The organism is Pseudomonas sp. FP2338 (assembly GCF_030687515.1).
Classification (GTDB): domain Bacteria; phylum Pseudomonadota; class Gammaproteobacteria; order Pseudomonadales; family Pseudomonadaceae; genus Aquipseudomonas; species Aquipseudomonas salomonii.
Window position 1 is genome coordinate 550994 of sequence record NZ_CP117436.1, and the last position, 20098, is coordinate 571091.

General features: G+C 61.9%; 12 protein-coding genes. 8 read left to right on the plus strand and 4 right to left on the minus strand.

Going from position 1 to position 20098, the window contains the following annotated elements; all coding sequences use genetic code 11:
- Positions 1-38 precede the first annotated feature (38 nt).
- The 3 genes from PSH96_RS02355 to aceE form a co-directional block, all read right to left on the minus strand.
- Positions 39-2732: a bifunctional diguanylate cyclase/phosphodiesterase gene (locus tag PSH96_RS02355; RefSeq protein ID WP_305457217.1), complete on the minus strand. Its 2694-nt coding sequence runs from the start codon at positions 2730-2732 to the stop codon at positions 39-41.
- A gap of 306 nt (positions 2733-3038) precedes the next feature.
- A complete protein-coding gene (aceF, locus tag PSH96_RS02360; protein WP_305457219.1) occupies positions 3039-4703 on the minus strand; it encodes a dihydrolipoyllysine-residue acetyltransferase in 1665 nt (554 codons plus the stop codon).
- 11 nt (positions 4704-4714) lie between these two features.
- Positions 4715-7360 (minus strand): pyruvate dehydrogenase (acetyl-transferring), homodimeric type, encoded by a 2646-nt coding sequence (gene aceE, locus PSH96_RS02365; RefSeq protein WP_305457221.1) that lies wholly within the window; start codon positions 7358-7360, stop codon positions 4715-4717.
- Positions 7361-7743: 383 nt separating this feature from the next.
- Between aceE and glnE the strand changes: the two genes are divergently transcribed.
- From glnE to PSH96_RS02405, 8 genes are all read left to right on the plus strand, one after another.
- Complete coding sequence (gene glnE, locus PSH96_RS02370; RefSeq protein WP_305457223.1) at positions 7744-10683, plus strand: bifunctional [glutamate--ammonia ligase]-adenylyl-L-tyrosine phosphorylase/[glutamate--ammonia-ligase] adenylyltransferase; 2940 nt, start codon at positions 7744-7746, stop codon at positions 10681-10683.
- A 198-nt stretch (positions 10684-10881) separates the two neighbouring features.
- On the plus strand, positions 10882-11916 hold the full coding sequence (waaF, locus tag PSH96_RS02375; RefSeq protein ID WP_305457225.1) for a lipopolysaccharide heptosyltransferase II: 1035 nt from the start codon (positions 10882-10884) through the stop codon (positions 11914-11916).
- A 1-nt stretch (position 11917) separates the two neighbouring features.
- On the plus strand, positions 11918-12979 hold the full coding sequence (waaC, locus tag PSH96_RS02380) for a lipopolysaccharide heptosyltransferase I (protein WP_305457227.1): 1062 nt from the start codon (positions 11918-11920) through the stop codon (positions 12977-12979).
- Positions 12979-14103, plus strand: a complete 1125-nt coding sequence (locus tag PSH96_RS02385; RefSeq protein WP_305457229.1) for a glycosyltransferase family 4 protein — start codon at positions 12979-12981, stop codon at positions 14101-14103. The genes waaC and PSH96_RS02385 overlap by 1 nt, the downstream gene beginning before the upstream one ends.
- On the plus strand, positions 14100-14906 hold the full coding sequence (gene rfaP / locus PSH96_RS02390) for a lipopolysaccharide core heptose(I) kinase RfaP (protein ID WP_017138513.1): 807 nt from the start codon (positions 14100-14102) through the stop codon (positions 14904-14906). The genes PSH96_RS02385 and rfaP overlap by 4 nt, the downstream gene beginning before the upstream one ends.
- Complete coding sequence (locus PSH96_RS02395; RefSeq protein WP_138817155.1) at positions 14906-15640, plus strand: lipopolysaccharide kinase InaA family protein; 735 nt, start codon at positions 14906-14908, stop codon at positions 15638-15640. Before rfaP ends, PSH96_RS02395 begins: the two co-directional genes overlap by 1 nt.
- A complete protein-coding gene (locus PSH96_RS02400) occupies positions 15637-16389 on the plus strand; it encodes a lipopolysaccharide kinase InaA family protein (protein ID WP_305457232.1) in 753 nt (250 codons plus the stop codon). Before PSH96_RS02395 ends, PSH96_RS02400 begins: the two co-directional genes overlap by 4 nt.
- On the plus strand, positions 16389-17828 hold the full coding sequence (locus PSH96_RS02405; RefSeq protein ID WP_305457234.1) for a lipopolysaccharide kinase InaA family protein: 1440 nt from the start codon (positions 16389-16391) through the stop codon (positions 17826-17828). Before PSH96_RS02400 ends, PSH96_RS02405 begins: the two co-directional genes overlap by 1 nt.
- Positions 17829-17939: 111 nt before the next feature.
- On the opposite strand, the gene PSH96_RS02410 is transcribed toward PSH96_RS02405, so the two are convergent.
- Entirely contained in the window at positions 17940-20036 is a 2097-nt protein-coding gene (locus PSH96_RS02410) for a TonB-dependent receptor (RefSeq protein WP_305457236.1), read from the minus strand.
- Positions 20037-20098 lie beyond the last annotated feature (62 nt).

Genomic DNA, 20098 nt, shown 5'->3' on the forward strand with positions numbered 1-20098 from the left:
AAGACAGACAGCCAGTGTGCCCGAGTGTTACAGCGCTGTCAGGCGATTGGCCCGCGCGGGTAGCGTTTAAGCTTTTCCAACAGCTCTGCGCCGGGGATCGGCCGGTCGAACAGGTAGCCCTGGCCGACATCGCAGCGGTGGCGGCGCAGGAACGCCAGCTGTTCGGCCGTCTCGATGCCCTCGGCCACCACCTTGAGCTTGAGGTTGTGGGCCATGGCGATAACCGCCGAGGTGATTTCCATGTCGTCCTGGTTGTCCGGGATTTCATGGATGAAGCTGCGATCGATCTTGATGATGTCGATGGGGAATTTTTTCAGGTAGCTCAGCGACGAGTAGCCGGTGCCGAAGTCGTCCATGGCCAGGGTCAGGCCGAAGCTCTTGAGCTGGTCCAGTTGAAGGCGCGTGTCTTCGGTGGCTTCCAGCAGCAAGCCCTCGGTCAGCTCCAGCTCCAGCAGGTTGGCCGGCAGTTGTTCTTCCTTGAGGATGGTGGCAATCGACGCCACCAGGTCCGGGTCGGAGAACTGCTTGGGCGACAGGTTGATCGCCACCTGCAGATTACCCATGCCGCCTGCGCTCAATTGTTTGCTCATGCGGCAGGCCTGGCGCGCAATCCATTTGCCGATGGGGATGATCAACCCGGTTTCTTCGGCCACGCTGATGAACTGGTCAGGGCGGATCATGCCCTTTTCCGGGTGGTTCCAGCGCAGCAGCGCTTCCATGCCCAGCAAGCGGCCGCTGCGCAGGCACAGCTTGGGCTGGTAGAACACGTCCAGCTCGTTTTGGGTCAGGGCGCGGCGCAGGTTGTTTTCCACGAACAGCTTGTAGCTGGCTTCGGCGTTCAACGCCTCGGTGAAGACTTGCACCTGATGCTTTCCGTTGGCCTTGGCCTTGTGCAGCGCCAAGCCGGCGTTACGCATCAGGGTTTGCGGGTCGCGGCCGTGCAGCGGCGCGCAGGCCAGGCCCACGGAGCCGGTAACGCTGATCAGCTGGTTGTCGACAAACATCGGCTTGTCGAGGGTGGTCAGCAATTGGCTGGCCACCTGTTGGCCGGTCTCAAGGTCAGTGTCGTCCAGCAATACCGCAAACTCGTTACTGGCAAAACGCGCCAGGCTGCCGCCGGCACTCAAACTGTTGCGCAGGCGCCGGGCCAGGCTGATCAGCAGCTTGTCGCCGGTCTGGTGGCCGAGGCTGTCGTTGATGCGCTTGAAGTTGTCGATGTCCACCAGCAGCAGGCTGATAGGGGTGTCGCTGTCGCGGGCGAAGCGTTCATCAAGGTTGCGGATAAACGCCGGGCGGTTGCCCAGGTTGGTCAGGTTGTCGGTGTAGGCCAGGCGCTCGATACGCTGCTGCGCGAGCTTGGTCTGGGTGATGTCTTCGTAGATGCCGATGTAGTGGGTCAACTCACGGTTGTCGCCATACACCTTGGAGATCGACAGCTGGCCCCAATAGGGTTCCAGGTTTTTGCGCCGGCTCTTGAATTCGCCTTGCCAGCTGTTGCTTTTGGCCAGGCTCGACGGTGCATCGAACAGCAGTTCGCTGAGGTTTTCCAGGGCCGGCAACTGCGCCAGGCGGTGGCCGTGGACTTCTTCGGCACTGTACTGGGTGATCGCGGTAAAGCTTGGGTTGACGTACTCCACCACGCCGTCGCAATTGACCAGCAGAAAGGCGTTGGCGCTTTGCTCAACTGCGCGTTGGAACAGGTGCAAAGCGCTGGTGGCGGTGCGGCGGTTGTGGTTGTTGATCACTTGCGCGAACTGGTCCGCCAACTCGCCGGCAAAGGCGATCTCATCCGACTGCCAGGCACGCGAGCTGCCACATTGCTCCAGGCACAACACGCCAACGACCTGGCCATCCACGCGGATGCTGGCGTCCAGCATGGCGTGGACGTCCTTGGCGCGCAGGCTCTCGGCCATTTCCCGGGTGCGCGGGTCGCGCATCGCGTGGGTGGCGTCGATGGCGCGGCTCGAATGCAGGGCTTCCAGGTAGTCCGGGAAGCCGCTGGCGTCGATCGCTTCGGGCAAGTGGTACTGCTGGTCGTCGCGGTGGTAGGCCGAGATCGGCACCAGGCGCTGGCCTTCGAGGTTCCAGATGCTGGCGCAGTCGATCTGGTAGATATCGCAGGCACTGCGGGTAATCAGCTCGGCGGCTTCTTGCAGCGAGTTCGGTGTGGTGTAGCGCTGGCGCGCCAGCAGCAGGATCAGCTCCTGTTGGGCGCGTACCCGTTCAAGGTGTTGCAGTTGTTCCTGCTGGGCACGCTGGTTGAGTTCCAGGGCGATCTGCAGGCGGCTGTTCTGGTTTTCCAGGTCGGCGGTCGGGGCTGGCATCGGGATTTCGCTGAACAGACCGTCGACCACCATCAGGTAGCCGCGCAACAGGTGGCGATTGTGCTGCTTATACGCCTCACCCATCTCCAGCAGGCTCAAGGGCCCATCGTTGGTGTGCAGGGTGTAGCGCACCAGGTAATGCGGGCTATGGGCCAGTTGCTGCTGGATGGTGTCGTGCAATTGATAGCGCGCCTGGGGTTCCATCAGGCTGGCGTAAGGGGTGCCGATCAAGGCGCACAGTTCCACCGCCGGCAGGCCGAATTGGCGCTCGCAATTAGGGTCCAGGTACAACAGCGCCCAGCTTGCCTCATTAAGCCGCTCGAAACGCAGCATACCGAGGCGCGAAGGCACCGGTAATTGCGTCACTACCTCGGCCGCCATACGGGCGACATCGGGTTGGCTTTTCATGGGGGAAACTCGCTTGGGAAGATGCGCACGGCGCCGGGCTCACGCCCTCTTTACTGTCATTTGCGGCAAGGTTGCATCATGCAGCACGCACTGACAAGAGAGGATGAAGGCTAAGTGCTATAACCCTGTTATCGGCCGCGCGGGGGATTTCTGCAATCGGGGTGATGGAAGGTGTACAAACCTGTTTTGCGTGTTCAACAGGCACCCAAAAAAAGCCCCGCCAAGTGGCGGGGTTGAGGTACGAGCGTGGCGCTCGGAAATCGGTAATGCCAGGCCTCCCCGGTGACAGGGAGGCCCGTTGAAGGCTTACAGCAGGATGGTGCGGATGTCGTTGAGCAGTTGGCTCAGGCGCTGCGTGAAGCGGGCAGCAGCAGCGCCGTTGATCACACGGTGATCGTAGGACAACGACAGCGGCAGCATCAGCTTCGGCTGGAACGCTTTACCGTCCCACACAGGCTGGATAGTGGCCTTGGACACACCCAGGATCGCCACTTCCGGCGCGTTGACGATTGGCGTGAAGCCGGTGCCGCCAATGTGACCGAGGCTGGAGATGGTGAAGCACGCGCCTTGCATGTCGTCGGCGGTGAGCTTCTTGTCGCGGGCCTTGGCAGCCAGCGCAGCAGCTTCAGCGGCGAGTTGCAGCAGGCTCTTCTGATCAACGTTCTTGATCACAGGAACCAGCAGGCCGTCCGGGGTATCCACCGCGAAACCTACGTTCACGTACTTCTTGCGGATGATCGCCTTGCCGCTTGGTGCCAGCGAACTGTTGAAGTCCGGCAGCTCCTTGAGCAGGTGCGCGCATGCCTTGAGCAGCAGTGGCAGCACGGTCAGTTTCACGCCGGCTTTTTCGGCCACGGCTTTCTGCGCAACGCGGAAAGCTTCCAGGTCGGTGATATCGGCCTGGTCGAACTGAGTCACGTGCGGGATGTTCAGCCAGCTGCGGTGCAGGCTCGACGCGCCGATTTGCATCAGGCGGGTCATCGGCACTTCTTCGGTTTCGCCGAAGCGGCTGAAGTCCACGACCGGGATCGGTGGAATGCCCGAGCCGCCCGTAGCAGCGCCGGCAGCCGGAGCTTCCTTGGCTTTCTGCATCATGCCTTTGACGTACACCTGCACGTCTTCTTTGAGCACACGACCGTGTGGGCCGGTGGCCGACACAGCGTTGAGCTCAACGCCGAACTCACGGGCCAGCTGACGCACGGCAGGGCCGGCGTGAACCTTGGCACCGCTTGGCGCAGGTGCGGCAGCCGCAGGGGCCGGTGCGGCCTCGGCTTTTGCAGCCGGTGCGGCAGGTGCAGCAGCGGCCGGAGCAGCGTCAGCCTTGGCAGCCGGAGCAGCAGCCGGTGCTGGCGCAGCAGCAGGTGCAGCGCCTTGTACTTTGAGCTTGAGGATGAAGTCGCCAGTGCCGACTTCGTCTTCCAGCTTGACCGCAATGCTTTCCACCACGCCGGCGGCCGGCGATGGGATTTCCATGGAGGCCTTGTCGGACTCCAGGGTGATCAGCGACTGGTCGGCTTCGACGGTGTCGCCGACCTTGACCAGCAGCTCGATGATCTTGGCCTTGCCCGACGAACCGATGTCCGGAACATGAATGTCCTGAACGGTGGCAGCAGCCGGAGCAGCAGCCGGAGCCGGGGCCGGGGCCGCAGGGGCCTCGGCAGCGGCAGCAGGTTTTTCAGCAGCAGGTGCGGGTGCGGCAGCGGCAGCCGGGGCTGGCGCAGCGGCCGCATCAGCGGCGCCTTCGATTTCCAGTTCCAGCAGTTCGTCGCCTTCTTTCAGGCGGTCGCCCAGCTTCACTTTCAGGCTCTTGACCACGCCGGCCTTGGGAGCAGGGATTTCCATGCTCGCCTTGTCCGACTCCAGGGTCAGGATGCTCTGGTCGGCTTCGACGGTGTCGCCGACCTTCACAAACAGCTCGATTACTTCACCTTCACCGCTGCCGATGTCAGGTACGCGAATGAGTTCGCTCACAAAAAATCTCCTCAGCAGTCCAGTGGGTTGCGTTTTTCCGGGTTGATCCCGAACTTGACGATAGCGTCAGCCACCACCTTGGGTTCGATCTCACCACGGTCAGCCAAGGCTTCCAGGGCTGCCAACACCACGAAGTGACGGTCAACTTCGAAGAAGTGACGCAGCTTCTTGCGGCTGTCACTGCGGCCGAAACCGTCGGTGCCCAGGACTTTGAATTCCTTGGACGGGACCCACTGGCGAATCTGTTCAGCAAACAGCTTCATGTAGTCGGTAGAGGCGATGACTGGACCTTTACGGCCGGCCAGGCACTCTTCGACGTAGCTCAGCGCAGGCTTCTGACCTGGGTGCAGGCGGTTGTTGCGCTCCACCGCCAGGCCGTCGCGACGCAGTTCGTTGAAGCTGGTAACGCTCCACACGTCAGCGCCGACGTTGAACTCTTCACGCAGGATCTTCGCCGCTTCACGCACTTCACGCAGGATGGTGCCGGAGCCCATCAGTTGCACGTGGTGCGCTGCTTCCTTGGTGTCTTCTTCGAGCAGGTACATGCCCTTGATGATGCCTTCCTCAACACCGGCCGGCATGGCAGGTTGCTGGTAGGACTCGTTCATCACGGTGATGTAGTAGAAAACGTCCTGCTGCTGTTCGGTCATCTTCTTCATGCCGTCCTGGATGATCACCGCCAGCTCATAGCCGTAGGTTGGATCAAAGGTGCGGCAGTTCGGGATGGTGGCAGCCAGGATGTGGCTGTGACCGTCTTCGTGTTGCAGGCCTTCGCCGTTCAGCGTAGTGCGGCCGGCGGTGCCGCCGATCAGGAAGCCACGGGTACGGCTGTCGCCTGCTGCCCACGCCAGGTCGCCGATACGCTGGAAGCCGAACATCGAGTAGAAGATGTAGAACGGCAGCATCGGCTGGTTGTGGCTGGAGTACGAAGTACCGGCAGCGATGAAGGAGCTCATGGCGCCCGCTTCGTTGATGCCTTCTTCGAGGATCTGGCCCTTCTTGTCTTCCTTGTAGAACATCACCTGGTCTTTATCGACTGGATCGTAGAGCTGGCCGACGGAAGAGTAGATGCCCAACTGACGGAACATGCCTTCCATACCGAAGGTACGGGCTTCGTCCGGGATGATCGGGACGATACGCGAACCGATTTCCTTGTCCTTGACCAACTGCGCCAGGATGCGCACGAACGCCATGGTGGTGGAGATTTCACGGTCGCCCGAGCCGTCCAGGATAGCCTTGAGGGTATCGAGTGGCGGTGTAGGAATGTCGAAGGACTTGGCGCGGCGCTGTGGCACGAAACCGCCCAGTGCAGTGCGACGCTCGCTGAGGTAGCGGGCTTCGGCGCTGTTTGGCTCCGGCTTGAAGAACGGCAGGTTCTCCAGCTCTTCGTCCTTGACCGGGATGTCGAAACGATCGCGGAACAGCTTCAGGCTTTCAACATCAACTTTCTTGGTGTTGTGCGCCGTGTTCTTCGCTTCGCCGGCACCGGTGCCATAACCCTTGATGGTCTTGGCCAGGATGACGGTCGGTTGTTCTTTGTGGTTGACCGCTTCGTGGTACGCCGCGTAGACCTTGTACGGGTCGTGGCCGCCACGGTTGAGTTTCCAGATCTCGTCGTCGGACAGGTCTGCAACCATCGCCTTGAGTTCAGGCGTGTTGAAGAAGTGTTCACGTACGAACGCGCCGTCTTTGGCTTTGTAGTTCTGGTACTCGCCGTCGATGACTTCGTCCATGCGACGTTGCAGGATGCCGTCGACGTCTTTGGCCAGCAGTGGGTCCCAGAAACGGCCCCAGATGACTTTGGTCACGTTCCACTGAGCACCGCGGAACACGCCTTCGAGTTCCTGGATGATCTTGCCGTTGCCGCGAACCGGGCCGTCGAGGCGCTGCAGGTTGCAGTTGATGACGAAGATCAGGTTGTCGAGCTTCTCGCGGCCGGCCAGGGAGATGGCGCCCAGGGATTCCGGCTCGTCACACTCGCCGTCGCCCAGGAAGCACCAGACTTTCTGCTTGCCTTCAGGGATGAAGCCACGCGCTTCCAGGTACTTCATGAAGCGTGCCTGGTAGATCGCCTGGATCGGGCCAAGGCCCATGGATACCGTCGGGAACTGCCAGAAATCAGGCATCAGCCAAGGGTGCGGGTACGACGACAGGCCGTTACCGTCCACTTCCTGGCGGAAGTTGTTCATGTGTTCTTCGGTGATGCGGCCTTCCATGAACGCACGGGCGTAAACGCCTGGCGAGGTATGGCCCTGGAAGTAGATCAGGTCGCCGCCGTGTTCGTCGGTCGGGGCCTGGAAGAAGTAGTTGAAGCCGATGTCATACAGGGTTGCGCTGGAAGCGAAGCTGGAGATGTGACCGCCCAGGTCAGAATCTTTCAAGTTCGTGCGCATTACCATCGCCATGGCGTTCCAGCGTACCAGCGAGCGAATGCGGCGTTCCATGAACAGGTCGCCAGGCATGCGTGCTTCGTGGGTAACGGGGATGGTGTTGCGGTATGGCGTGGTGATGGCGTAAGGCAATTGCGAGCCGCTGCGGGTCGCGAGTTCGCCCATACGGGTCATCAAATAATGAGCACGGTCTTCGCCTTCTTTGTCGAGAACCGATTCCAGGGCGTCCAGCCATTCCTGGGTTTCGACGGGATCGAGGTCTTGCATGGCTTGCTCCAGGGCGGAAAGGCTACCAGAATCGGTTGCCTGAAGTTTGCGACTGGCCTTGTGGGCAGACGACATAAATTCTTGGATGGCCGAAGGTTGCTTCGGCGTCCTGTAGTTTTACTACAAATCGTCGGCCATTTCAGCCTTTCGAATGTATATACGAGTAGTAAAACTACACAAGACTGAGCGTATGGCTCGGTCTGGCTGGTGAGCATAATCGTTATTGTTGATCATTTGCGAACAAGAAAAGGTGAAAGTTTGATGTTGGCTGCCAAGATGAAATTAATTTCAGCTATTTCTAACCTTTGTTCGACAGTCCTTCACCAAGCGTGGTTCTTGCCTTCACAACCACACGCCTTTTGCGCGCCGATCAAGGATAGACCATGAGCCTTCCAACGCTGGCCGAACTACCGGCCATTCTCTTGCCTTTTGCCCAGCGGGCCGAGCAGTCATTTCGTGACGCAGTGGCCGCGCTGGACGCCGATCATGGACTTTCTGCGTGGACGCCGCAACGGTGGGCCGACTTTGCCCGGGTGTGCGCCGCCAGTGATTTCGTCATTGAACAGAGTGTTCGTGACCCTTTGATGTTGCTTGAACTGGTGGCCTGGGGCGAGCTGGACCGCGGCTTTGCGCCCGGTGAGCTGTGCAGCCAGATCGCCGGTGCCGTGCAGCAGGCCGAAACAGAAGATGAGTTGGGCCGCGTGCTGCGCCGCCAGCGCACGCGCCAGCAAGTGCGCATTATCTGGCGCGACCTGACCCGACAGGCGGACCTGGTGCAAACCTGTCGCGACCTCTCCGACATGGCCGATGCCAGCATCGACCAGGCTTACCAGTGGCTGTACCAGCGCCACTGCGTGCAGTTCGGCACACCCACCGGCCGGCGCAGCGGCGAAGCCCAGCACATGGTCATCCTTGGCATGGGCAAGCTCGGCGCGGTGGAGTTGAACCTGTCGTCGGACATCGACCTGATCTTCGCCTACCCCGAAGGCGGCGAAACGGTCGGCGTGAAGCGCGCCTTGGACAACCAGGAGTTTTTCATTCGGCTTGGTCAAAAATTGATCAAGGCCCTCGACCCGATGACCGTCGATGGTTTTGTCTTCCGTGTCGACATGCGCCTGCGCCCCTACGGTTCGGCCGGTGCGCTGGTGCTCAGCTTCAATGCGCTGGAGCAGTACTACCAGGATCAAGGCCGCGACTGGGAACGCTACGCCATGATCAAGGCGCGCGTGGTGGCCGGCTATCAGGTGGCCGGTGCGCAATTGCTGGATATGCTGCGCCCGTTCGTCTACCGCCGTTACCTGGATTTTTCCGCGATTGAAGCGCTGCGCACCATGAAGCAGTTGATCCAGCAGGAAGTGCGGCGCAAGGGCATGGCCGAGAACATCAAGCTGGGCTCGGGTGGCATCCGCGAGGTGGAATTTATCGCCCAGGCGTTCCAGTTGATCCACGGCGGCCGCGACCTGAGCCTGCAACAGCGGCCGCTGCTGATGGTGCTCGGCACGCTTGAAGGCCAGGGCTACTTGCCGCCTGCAGTGATCGCCGAACTGCGCAATGGCTATGAATTTCTGCGCTATACCGAGCACGCGATCCAGGCGATCGCCGACCGTCAGACGCAAATGTTGCCGGACAGCCCGGAAGATCAGGCGCGCATCGCCTTTATGCTGGGCTTTGCCGATTGGGCCGCGTTCCATGAGCGACTGATGTACTGGCGTGGCCGTGTGGACTGGCACTTCCGTCAGGTGATCGCTGATCCGGACGAAGAAGAAGGCGCAGAAAGCGAGCTGGTGGTGGGTGGGGAGTGGTTACCGTTGTGGGAAGAGTCCCAGGACGAAGACGCCGCTTGTCGCCAACTGGCCGAAGGCGGTTTTACCGACGCGCCCAAAGCCCTCAAAGCCCTGGCTGGCCTGCGTGGCAGCCCGCAGTTGCGTGCCATGCAGCGCCTCGGTCGCGAGCGGCTCGACGCCTTTATCCCGCGCCTGCTGGCCCAGGCCGTCGAACACGCCAACCCGGATCTGGTGCTCGAACGCGTGCTGCCACTGGTGGAGGCCGTGGCGCGACGCTCTGCTTATCTGGTGCTGCTGACCGAAAACCCCGACGCCCTGCGCCGCTTGTTGACGCTGTGCGCCGCCAGCCCGTGGATTGCCGAGCAAATCACGCGCTTCCCGCTGCTGCTCGACGAATTGCTCAACGAAGGTCGCCTGTTCAAGCCACCGTTGGCGCCGGAACTCGCCGCTGAGCTGCGTGAGCGCCTCACACGCATCCCCGAAGATGACCTTGAGCAACAGATGGAGGCCTTGCGTCACTTCAAACTGGCCCATCGCCTGCGTGTAGCCGCCTCGGAAATTGCCGGTAGCCTGCCGTTGATGAAGGTCAGCGACTATTTGACCTGGCTCGCCGAAGCCATCCTCGAGCAAGTGCTGGCCCTGGCCTGGCGCCAAACGGTCGCCCGCCATGGTGCGCCGCAGCGGGTAGACGGCACCCTGTGCAACCCGGGGTTCATCATTGTTGGTTATGGCAAGGTCGGCGGCATCGAGCTGGGGCATGGCTCGGACCTGGATCTGGTGTTCATCCACGACGGCGACCCGCAGGCCGAGACCGACGGCGCCAAGCCCATCGACGGCGCGCAGTTCTTTACGCGCCTGGGCCAGCGGATCATTCACCTGCTGACCACCCAGACCAACTCCGGGCAGCTGTATGAAGTGGATATGCGCCTGCGACCTTCCGGCGCCTCCGGTTTGCTGGTCAGCTCGTTGGGGGCGTTTGAGCGCTACCAGGAAAATGAAGCCTGGACCTGGGAGCATCAGGCCCTGATCCGCGCGCGGGTGCTGGTGGGCAGCCAGGATGTGGGCCACGCGTTTGAGCAGGTACGCGCTAACGTACTGGGGCGTGAACGTGACTTGGCGAAGCTGCGCCAGGAGGTCAGCGAGATGCGCGCCAAGATGCGCGACAACCTGGGCACCAAGGCTACGGCTGCCGGGACGGGTGCGAATGCCTTCGAGCCGACGACCGTGTTCGACCTCAAGCAAGACGCCGGAGGTATCGTCGATATTGAATTTATGGTGCAATACGCGGCTTTGGCATGGTCTGCGCAACATCCATCGTTGCTGCGCTATACCGACAATATCCGCATTCTGGAAGGCTTGGAGCAGGTCGGGCTGATGCCCGCCGCCGATGCCCATCTGTTGCGTGAGGTGTACAAGGCCTACCGTTCCGCCGCGCACCGCCAGGCCTTGCAAAACGAGGCCGGCACGGTAGCCGGGGATCAGTTCGCCGACGAACGGCGCCAGGTGATGCGAATCTGGAATGAACTGGGGTTAAGCTGATTAATTAAGTGGCTCCAATTTAATGTGGAAATCGGCTTTATGTGGGAGCCGGGCTTGCCCGCGATGCAGGCGCCTCGGTACTTCAGCCATACCGAAGCGATGCCATCGCAGGCTAGCCAGCTCCCACAAAAAGCGCGATCTACAATCATTGTCGATGCGGGGAGGCATAAGCCTCCCCGCATCGTTTGTGGAAACTACATGAATATTCTGATCGTTGGGCCTAGTTGGGTCGGTGACATGGTGATGGCGCAGACACTGTTTCAGTGCCTCAAGCAACGCCATCCCGACTGCCAAATCGACGTGCTCGCCCCTGAGTGGAGCCGGCCGATCCTCGAGCGCATGCCCGAGGTGCGTGCGGCCTTGAGCTTCCCGCTCGGCCATGGCGCCCTCGAATTGGCGACGCGCCGGCGCATCGGCAAATCCATGGTCGGCCAGTACGACCAGGCGATTTTGCTGCCCAACTCGCTCAAGTCGGCGTTGGTGCCGTACTTTGCCGGCATCCCTGAACGTACCGGCTGGCGTGGCGAGTTTCGCTACGTGTTGCTCAATGACGTGCGCACCCTCGACAAGGCGCGCTACCCGCTGATGATCGAACGCTTCATGGCGCTGGCCTACGAGCCCGGTGCCGAGTTGCCCACGCCTTACCCGCGCCCGAGCCTGCAGATCGATCCGGTGAGCCGTGACGCGGCGCTGGCCAAGTTCGGCCTGGCGCTTGACCGTCCCGTGCTGGCGCTGTGCCCCGGCGCCGAGTTTGGCGAGTCCAAGCGCTGGCCGTCGGAGCACTACGCCAAAGTCGCCGAGATGAAGATTCGCGAAGGCTGGCAGGTGTGGCTGTTTGGTTCGAAGAAGGATCACCCGGTGGGCGAAGACATTCGCCAGCGCCTGATCCCCGGCCTGCGTGAAGAAGCGGTGAACCTCAGCGGTGACACGTCGCTGGCCGAGGCTATCGATTTACTCTCCTGCGCCGATTCGGTGGTGTCCAACGACTCCGGCCTGATGCACGTAGCCGCCGCGCTGAACCGCCCCTTGGTGGCGGTATATGGCTCGACGTCGCCCGGTTTTACCCCGCCTTTGGCCGATAAGGTTGAAGTGGTGCGTCTGGGCCTGGAGTGCAGCCCGTGCTTTGAGCGTACCTGCCGGTTTGGCCATTACAACTGCATGCGTCAGTTGCTGCCGCAGCCGGTGAATGAAGCCTTGCAGCGGTTGCAGGGTTCTGCGGTCGAGGTTCGCTAGTTTGCGCGTATTGGTAGTCAAGACCTCATCCCTGGGCGATGTGATCCACGCCTTGCCGGCACTGACCGACGCGGCGCGGGCGATCCCTGGCATCCGCTTTGACTGGGTGGTGGAAGAAGGCTTTGCCGAGATTCCCACCTGGCACCCGGCCGTGGACAAAGTGATCCCGGTGGCGATTCGCCGCTGGCGCAAGAACATCTGGCAAACCATCAAGAGCGGTGAATGGCGGCGCTTCAAACAGAGCGTGCAGTCGACCAAATACGATTTGGTGATCGATGCCCAAGGGCTGCTCAAAAGCGCCTGGCTGACGCGCTATGTGCGCGCGCCGGTGGCCGGCTTTGATAAAAACTCTGCCCGTGAGCCGATGGCTGCGCGTTTCTACTCGCGCCGGCTGGCCGTGGCCCGTGGGCAGCATGCGGTAGAACGCTTGCGCCAGCTGTTCGCCGTGGCGCTGGGTTATGACTTGCCCAAAGGCTTGGGCGATTACGGCCTGAGTGTCGACAAGCTGCTCGGCCTGCCGCCGAAAAAACCCTTTGTGTTGCTGCTGCACGGCACCACCTGGGACACCAAGCACTGGCCCGAAGCCTACTGGCGTGAGCTGGCCGAACGCATGGGCCGCCTGGGCGTGGACGTGAAATTGCCATGGGGCAATGCCGCCGAAAAAGCCCGCGCCGAGCGTTTGGTCCAAGGCCTGCAAAACGCCGAAGTGCTGCCCAAACTCAACCTGGCCGGCGTCGCCCGTGTGCTCGCCGGTGCCCGCGCCTGTGTGGCGGTGGACACCGGCCTGGGGCATTTGGCCGCCGCGTTGGACGTGCCGACCATCTCCCTGTTCGGCCCCACCAACCCGGGCCTGACCGGCGCCTACGGCAAGGGCCAGATTCACCTGGCCAGCGACTTCCCATGCGCGCCGTGCCTGCAAAAAACCTGTACCTATCAACCCACGGCCGACGACTTGCGTCGGTTCGACATCAAGCGCGAGTCGCCCCTGTGCTTCACGCGCTTGAACCCTGAGCGTGTGGCAAGCCGACTAAGCACGTTGTTATTGGCTGAGGAGCTGCACTGATGCAACTGGCTTTTGTTTTGTACAAATATTTTCCCTTCGGTGGCCTGCAGCGCGACTTCATGCGCATCGCCCTGGAGTGCCAGCAGCGCGGCCATACGATTCGGGTCTACACGCTGATCTGGGAAGGCGACATTCCCCCCGGTTTCGAAGTGCTGGTGGCGCCGGTCAAGGCGTTCTTCAACCACCGGCGCAACGAGAAACTGTTGGCCTGGATGCAAGCCGACCTGGCCAAGCGCCCGGTGGACCGTTTGATCGGCTTCAACAAAATGCCCGGCCTGGACGTGTACTACGCCGCCGACGGCTGCTTTGAAGACAAGGCGCAAAACCTGCGCCACTCGCTGTACAAAAGCTTTGGCCGTTACAAGCACTTTGCCGAGTACGAGCGTGCGGTGTTCGCCAAGGACGCCAAGACCGAAGTGTTGATGATTTCCGAAGTGCAGCAACCGCTGTTCATCAAGCATTACGACACGCCGCTGGAGCGCTTCCACCTGCTGCCGCCGGGCATTGCCCAGGACCGCCGCGCGCCGCCGAATGCGGCCGAAATCCGCGAAGGTTTCCGCAAGGAATTCAACCTGCGTGACGACGAGTTGCTGCTGGTGCAAATCGGTTCCGGCTTCAAGACCAAGGGCGTCGACCGCAGCCTCAAGGCCGTGGCCGCTTTGCCTGCCGAACTTAAAAAACGCACGCGCCTGTTTGTAATCGGCCAGGACGACCCCAAAGTATTCCAGTTGCAGAGCGCCACGTTGGGGCTGGGCGATAACGTGCAGTTCCTCAAGGGCCGCAGCGATATCCCGCGTTTCCTGCTGGGCGCCGACCTGTTGATTCACCCGGCGTACAACGAAAATACCGGTACCGTGTTGCTCGAAGCCCTGGTGGCCGGGTTGCCGGTGCTGGTCTCGGCGGTGTGTGGTTATGCCCACTACATTGGCGAAGCCGACAGCGGGCTGGTGCTGGATGAGCCGTTTGAACAAGCGCAGCTCAACCAGTACCTCATGCATATGCTCACCGACACTGCACAGCGCGCGGCCTGGGGCCGCAATGGGTTGGCCTTCGCCGAGACGGCCGACCTCTACAGCATGCCGCAGCACGCGGCAGATGTGATTCTGGCGGAGCCGAAACGATGAAGTTGATTCTTGCCGAACCGTTCAAGACGTTATGGGCCGGGCGTGATGCCTTTGCCGAAGTCGAGAAACTGCAAGGCCAGGTATTTCGTGAACTGGCGGCGCGTCGCACCTTGCGTACCGAGGTGGAGGGCCGCCCGTATTTCGTGAAAATCCACCGGGGCATCGGTTGGGGCGAGATCTTCAAGAACCTGATCACCGCCAAGTTGCCGGTGCTGGGTGCCGGCCTGGAATGGTCGGCCATCCACCGCCTGCAGGAACTCGGCGTGCCGACCATGACCGGCGTGGCTTTCGGTGAAAAAGGCAGCAACCCGGCGGACCAGCACTCGTTCATCATCACTGAAGAACTGGCCCCGACCATCAGCCTGGAAGACCTGACCGTCAACTGGGTGGCCGAGCCGCCGGCACCGGCATTGCGCCATGCGCTCACTGCCGAACTGGCGCGCATGGTCGGCGACATGCACCGTGGCGGCGTCAATCACCGCGACTGCTACCTGTGCCACTTCCTGCTGGATACGTCCCGGCCGATCGATGCGCGCACTATCAAGCTGTCGGTGATCGACCTGCACCGTGCCCAATTGCGCGCCCATCTGCCGCTGCGCTGGCGCGACAAGGACTTGTCCGCGCTGTACTACTCGGCGCTGGACATCGGCCTGACTCAGCGCGACAAGTTGCGCTTCCTCAAAGGCTACTTCCGCCAGCCGCTGCGCCAGATCCTGGCCGAGCAGTCGGCGTCCTTGAGCTTGTTGCAGCGCAAGGCCGACAAGCTGTATGCGCGCAAGCAACGCCTGGGGGATGCGATCTGATGGCGGGTTGGAACCTGGAACCTGCTTACGCCGCACTGGCGGATGACTTTGGCAGCCTGGAGGCCGTGTTTGCCTTGCAGGGTGAGCGACTGACGCGCGACCCCTTGTCGGAAGTGATTCGGGTGGAGCGTGGCGGGGTCAATTACTACGTCAAACGCTACGTCGGTGCCGGCAAGGGCCTGCGCCGTTACCTGGGCAAACCTCGGGTGAAGTCCGAATGGCAGAACCTCAAGCGCTTCGCCAAGTGGGGGATTCCCACCGCCGACGTGGTGGCCTGGGGCCTTGAGCGCAAGGGTTTGGCTTATGCGCGCGGGGCGATGATTACCCGCGAGTTGCCCAAGACCGAAGACCTGTCGGTGCTGGCCGATCGTAACGATCCGTGCTTGAAAGACCCCCAGTGGGTCAACGTAATCAGCCGTCAGCTCGCCGAATACACGCGCACGATGCACGAGCACCGTTTTACCCATAACGACTTGAAGTGGCGCAACCTGCTGGTTGACGATAACCGCACGCTGTACCTGATCGATTGCCCCAACGGCGATTTCTGGCGCGGTTTCTGGCTCAAGTACCGTATTACCAAGGACCTGGCCTGCCTGGATAAAGTCGCCAAGTATCACTTGTCGGCCACCCAGCGCCTGCGCTTCTACATGCAATACCGCCAACGCACACACCTGACGGCTTCGGACAAACAGCGAATCCGACACGTGGTGAAGTTTTTCGAGGGGCGCGAATGACTGATTTTCTGGCGGCCGATGATCGCGCATTGCTTGCGCGCCACGGCCTGGCTGACTTCGATGCGCTGTGGGCCAGGCAACTGGACGCGGTGGATGAACCCAATACCAGCGACGGCGGCTGGAGCAGCGTGTTTCGCCTGGAGCTTGAAGGCCAGGGTTACTACCTCAAGCGCCAGAGCAACTACCTGACGCGCACGCTTAGCAAGCCGTTTGGCGAGCCGACCTTTGCCCGCGAGTTTCGTAATATCAGCCGCTACCGGCAGTTGGGTATTCCGGCGTTGCAGGCAGCGTTTTTCGGTGAGCGCAAGGTTGGAGGCGAGCGCCGCGCGATGCTGCTGACCCGCGCCCTGGACGGCTGGAATGACCTGGACTCATTGCTTGAGCAATGGCCGCAACTGAGCGACGCCCAGCACCGTGCGATCCTGCTGGCCTGTGGGCAGCTGGCGCGCCACCTGCACAGCGTGGGTCAGGTGCATGGCTGTTTTTACCCCAAGCATATTTTCCTGCAACCGCTCGGAGACGGTTATGCCGCGCAGTTGATCGACCTGGAGAAAACCCGCCCGCTGTTGTTCGGCCGGCGTGATCGGGTCAAGGACCTGGAGCCGTTGCTGCGCCGCGCGCCGCAGTGGTCGGATGCGCAAGTGCGGCAACTGCTGGCGGCGTATCTGGACCAGCCTGAAGACAGTGCGCTGGTGGGCGCCTGGTTCGAGCGCCTGACGGCCCGGCGCAGCCACAAGGAGAAGCGCTGATGCGCTTGTCCGAACTAAAAAAAGCCGGCCGCACGCCCGAGCTGCCGCTGACCCTCGAGCTGGCGGACGCTGCCGGCATAGGCCAACTGCAACTGCTTAACCTGTTGCGCGTGTTGCCGGGCGAACGCTACGTGGGCGCCGCCGTCTGGCGCGGCCGCCCGGTGTTGGCCAAGTTGCTGGTAGGCAGCAAGGCCGCGCGGCATTTTCAGCGTGAACTCAGCGGCGTGCGCCTGCTGGCCGAGCAAGGCCTGACCACGCCACAATTGCTGGCCGATGGCTTGCAGGAAGGCGAGGGCGGCTGGCTGCTGTTTGAATTTATCGAAGGTGCCGAAAGCCTCGCCGATGCCTGGCAGGCGGTCGAAGGGTTGCCGCCACTGGCGGACGAGCAAACCGCTGTACTCGCCGAGGCGTTGGGCGCGATTGCGCAGATGCACGCCAAAGGCCTGTGGCAGGAAGACCTGCACCTGGACAACCTGCTGCGCCAGGACGGCAAGCTGTACCTGATTGACGGCGCCGGAATTCGTGTTGAGGAGGCGGGCAAGCCGCTGTCGCGCAACCGGGTGCTGGAGAACCTTGGCGTGTTCTTCGCCCAGTTGCCGAAAAACCTCGAGCCGTTCACCGAAGAATTGCTGGTGTACTACCTGCTGAGCAACGGCGAACACGCCTTGCCGCTGCAAGCCCTGGAAAAACAGGTGCGCAAGGTCAGCGCCTGGCGCTTGAAAGACTTTCTGAACAAGGTTGGCCGTGAATGCACGCTGTTCAGCGTGGTGCGTGGCGCCTTTGCCTTGCGTGCGATTCGTCGCGAGGAAGAGGCGGCGATGCTGCCGGTGCTGGAACAGGCCGACGCGTTGCTCGACCAAGGCCACTTGTACAAAACCGGTGGCGCGGCCACGGTTGCCAAGGTCGAAGCGGGCGGTCGGCCGCTGGTGATCAAGCGCTATAACATCAAGGGTTTTGCCCATTGGCTCAAGCGCTTCTGGCGCCCCAGCCGGGCCTGGCATTCGTGGCGCGAAGGCAATCGCCTGGCGTTCCTGGGCATCGCCACGCCCAAGCCGCTGGCGGTGTTGGAAAAACGCTTTTTGTGGCTGCGCAGCCGAGCTTACCTGGTGACGGAATACTTGCCGGGGCCGGACATCATCGAGCGCTTCGCGCCCTATGTTGAGAAAGGCGATGCGCCTGAAAATGAACTGCTGGCCCTGGACCATTTGTTCGCCGAGCTGATCCGCGAGCGCATCAGCCATGGTGATTTCAAGGGCCATAACCTGTTCTGGGCCGAGGATCGCTGGGCGCTGATCGACCTGGACGCCATGTGTCAGCACAGCTCGGTCGCCAGCTTCGCGCCGGCGTTCGCCAAGGATCGCGCGCGGTTTATGCGTAACTGGCCTGAGAGCAGTGCGCTGTACCAGCTGATCGATGCACGTTTGCCCAAGCAGGTTTAACCCAAAGTCTGTGGCCGGTTGGCTGTTGTGGCGAGCAGGCTTGTGTGGCGAGCAGGGCAAGCCTGCTCGCCACAGGGGATGTGAGCACCTTCAAAAGTAGGGTGGCGATACTCAGAACTGATATTCAGCCCCAGCCCCCGCATACCACGACCTCCCCGGCGCCGCTTCGTAGTAGCGGAAGTTGCCGTCCCCCACTATCACCGAACCCACATACTGGCGATCCAGCAAGTTATCCAGGCGCACCGTCTGGTGAAAGGTCCAGTGCTCCACCTTCTGCTCAAAGCGCGCCCGCCAGTTGAATACGCTGTAGCCCGGCGCGGCGCGTTGCTGGTTGGTGTCTTCGACGTAGACCTTGCTGCGGTACAGGCCTTCGAGGGCAGTGCTGACCCAGTCGCGGGGTTTCCAGTTCAGCTCGGCGAAGAGGGTGGTTTGCGGCACGCCGGGCAGGTAGTTGCCCTTGTCGATAGCCTTGCCGCTGTTGGTAAAGTCGCTGTCGTAGGTCGCTTGCAGGCGGGTGTAGGCGAGGGTGGTGCTCCACTGTTCGCTGAGTTGGCTTTCCAGGCCCAGCTCGAAGCCTCGGCGCAGGGTTTTACCGGCGTTCTGGTAGGTGGTGCGACCGCCGCTGGATTGCTGCACGACCAACTCGTCGTCAGTCGTGATCTGGAATAGCGCAGCGTTGAGGCGCGTGTCCTGGCCAAGCTTTGCTTTCAGGCCGACTTCATACTGCTTGCTGACCGACGGCTTGAGCGCAAAGTTAAAACCGTTGGCGCTACTCGAATACGCCGACTCCGCCTGGGTCGGGGTTTCGAAGCCTTTGCCCGCGCTCACATAGCCATGCAGGTCCGGCGTAAAGGCGTACATCACGCTGACCGAAGGCGTGTTCTTCTGGTAGGTCTTGCTGCCGCTGTCATTGCCGTCGCTGGTGAAGTGGTCGTCCACGTCCATCTTCATGCTGCTGTGGCGCAGGCCGGCCTGCAGGGTCCAGTCGCCCAGCAGCCAGTTGGCCTGCACGAACGGGTCGAGGCTGGTGGCGGTGTCGATCTCATCGCGGCCAAGGGCGCCTTTGACGCCGTGCACGCCGTCCAGGGTGTTGGAATAGCCTTGGCGGTCATCCTGGCTGCGGTCGTAATCGAGGCCGGTGATCAGGGTCAACTCGCCGGGGGCGCTGGTGATGGGTTGCAGCCAGTGGACGGAGCCGCCGTAGAACTTGCGGTCGAACGCGACCACGCCGCCGCGAGCGTTTGCCGGGTTGGGCGCGCCACTGGCGAACTTGTCCGGAATCGACAGGTACTGAATCACACTCCTGCGCCCGGTATACGCGTTCACCTGTAACGTCGCATCACCGATATAGCGCTCGTAATTCATGCCCAATTGCTGATGATCGATGCTTTTTCGCGTGTTGTACTGCAACGCAGCCGGCGCGACCGAACGCGGGTCGGCTTTGTAGGCTTCCCAGGTTTGCCCCAAAGGATCCTGCGTGCCGTTCTGCTCCAGGCTGCTATAGATCAGCGCCAACTTGCTGTCGTCATCGGGCTGCACGTTGAGCTTGGCAAAGGTCTGGTCACGACGCGCGCTGCTGTGGTCGCGATAGCCATCGGTGTCCATGCGCGAGGCGTCGAGCACAAAACCTGCGCCGTTCGCCGCGCCTTCAGCGGTGAGGTGGTTCTTGCTCATGCCGTCGCTGCCCACCAGGGTTTCGGCGCCGATGCGCGGCGGGCCTTCGCCGTCGCGGGAAAACATCTGGATCACGCCGCCGGCATTGCTGCCATACAAGGTGGCGGCCGGGCCGCGCAGCACTTCAATGCGCTCGGCGGTGTCGAGGTTGAAGGTGGCCGCCTGGCCCTGGCCGTCCGGGGTGCTGGCCGGGATGCCGTCGGCGATCAACTTGAGGCCGCGTACGCCAAACGCCGAGCGCGCGCCGAAGCCGCGCGAGGATATCTGCAGGTCCTGGGCATAGTTCTGGCGGTTTTGCACCACCAGGCCCGGTACGCGGGACAAGGCTTCGGAGGCGTTGATGCCGAGCTGGCCGTCGCTGATCTGCGCGTGGCTGATGCTGTCCACCGAGTACGGCAGGTCGAAGGTCGGGCTGGCGCTGCGTGAACCGGTAACGACGCTGGGGTCGAGTATCACAGGGGCATCGTCGGCCAGGACGGTGCTGCTCAAGCCGAGCAGCAGCAGGGCAAGGGGAACGGGTGGGGGTGTATTCATCGGGAAGCCGGATCAGTGGCGCGACGCAAGGGATAGACGTCGGCGCAAGAAAAGCGCGAGTT